General features: G+C 62.0%; 1 protein-coding gene and 1 pseudogene. Both read left to right on the top strand.

What is annotated here, in order from left to right:
* Positions 1-940 (top strand): branched-chain amino acid ABC transporter permease (locus tag EN893_RS32100; RefSeq protein WP_164901306.1); only part of this gene is annotated, 940 nt, incomplete at its 5' end.
* A 97-nt stretch (positions 941-1037) separates the two neighbouring features.
* Positions 1038-1837, top strand: a pseudogene (locus EN893_RS32095) (glutamine synthetase); the annotation flags it as partial.

Genomic DNA, 1837 nt, shown 5'->3' with positions numbered 1-1837 from the left:
CTACTACACCTATCTGGCGCTCGGCGCCTTCGTGAACCTGATCGTCGTCGTCGGCCTTCAGGTGTTCATGGGCAACAGCAACATCGCCAATCTCGGCCACAGTGCCTTTGTCGGCCTCGGCGCCTATGGCGTCGCCATCCTGTCGACGCCACTGGCCATGAAGAAACTGTCGATCCCCCATGCGCCGTTCGGCTTCGCCACATTGCAGCTCGATCCGGTGTCGTCGGCGCTCATCGCGCTCATCATGGTCGGCATCGTCGCCGCCGTCAGCGGAAAGGTGATCAGCCGCCTGTCGGGTGTCGCCGCGACCATCGTCAGCCTGGCGCTGCTGATCATCGTCCATTCGGTGTTTCTCAACTGGACCAATCTGTTCAAAGGCAACCAGGCCTTCTTCGGCATCCCGAAGGTGGTCGGCTTGCCCTGGATGATGGTGTTCTCGGTGGTGGTGATCGTGCTGGCGCGGCTGTTCAAGGACAGCCGCTGGGGCCTGCAGCTCCGCGCCAGCGCCCAGAGCCCGCAGGCCGCCGCAGCACTCGGCATCGACGCCCGACGCCTGCGGCTGATGTCGTGGGTGCTGTCGGCGCTGATCTGCGGCCTCGCCGGTGTGCTCTACGCCTATTTTGCCGGCACGATCAGTCCCAAGCTTTTCTACTTCCAGATGATCTTCAACACGCTGGCGATGCTGATCCTGGGCGGCATGGCGACGGTGACCGGCGCGGTGACCGGCGTGATCGTGCTTTCGGTCGGGCTGGAATTCATCCGCAGCATCGAATCCGGCGTGACGATCGCCGGCCTCCAGCTGCCGCAGCTGCTCGGGCTGTCGGGTGTGGCGCTCGGCGTCGTCATCGTGCTTTGCATGGCCTTCCGGCCAAGCGGCATCAGCGGCCGTTATGAGCTCGACGAATTGTTGTCGCGATTTTTCAGGCGCAACGCGAAATAGCGTAGCGTCTGTCCGTTTCTTCTAACGCAATTCCGGACGGAAAACCGTTTCACACTTTTCCTGGAATTGCTCCGAGTTTTCCTGGTGGAGGTTTGAAGTGGAATTTGAGGACAAGGCCGCGGCCTACAAGCCCAGGCTCGAAGCGCTGCAGAGCAAGCTGGCGGCCGACGGCGTCGAATTCATCGAGATCCATACGGTCGACACATCAGGGGCGTTCCGCTCCAAGATCGCACCGCTGAAGCTCTCTACCTATGGCGAATCCATCAACGCCATCCTCTATTGCGTTACCCATGGCGACGGCCAACCGATGGGTGATGTTGCCTTCGCCTCGCCGAGCGCCAATGAGGACAACGGCTTTCCAAATATCAAGGGGATCATCGATCCGGCGACGGTCGTCCAGCACGGCTGGAAGCCGAAATTCGCCTCCGCCATCACCAGCTCCTACATGCTCGACGGCGCGGTCTGTCCGTTCGATCCGCGCGGCGTGCTGGCCCGCGTCGAAGAACGCGCCAGGGCGCTCGGCTACGAGCCGATGATCGCGCTCGAATACGAGTTCGGCATCTTCCATGCCGACCACGATCTGATGCGCGCCGGGCGCTACCGCGAGCTGAAGCCCTGGGGCCATTCGCTGATCAACTATGATCTGGTGCGCAGCGGCGAATATCAGGATTTTGCCGCCGAATTCATCACCCGCATGAAGAGCATCGGCATCGGGGTGGCCTCGCTGGTCACCGAATATGGCTACGGAATGTATGAATATGCGCTGACACCGAAATCGGCACTGCAGGCAGCCGACGACGCCATGCGTGCCAAGCTGCATCTGCGCGAGCTGTGCGCCGAGCGTGGCCTGGTCGCCACCTTCATGACGCGCTTCCAGCCGCCGGGCAAGGAAAGCGC

Source organism: Mesorhizobium sp. M7A.F.Ca.CA.004.04.2.1 (assembly GCF_004022825.1).
Classification (GTDB): Bacteria; Pseudomonadota; Alphaproteobacteria; order Rhizobiales; family Rhizobiaceae; genus Mesorhizobium.
The sequence above is the reverse complement of the archived record's forward strand: the minus strand, read 5'-3'. Positions and strand labels throughout refer to the sequence as shown.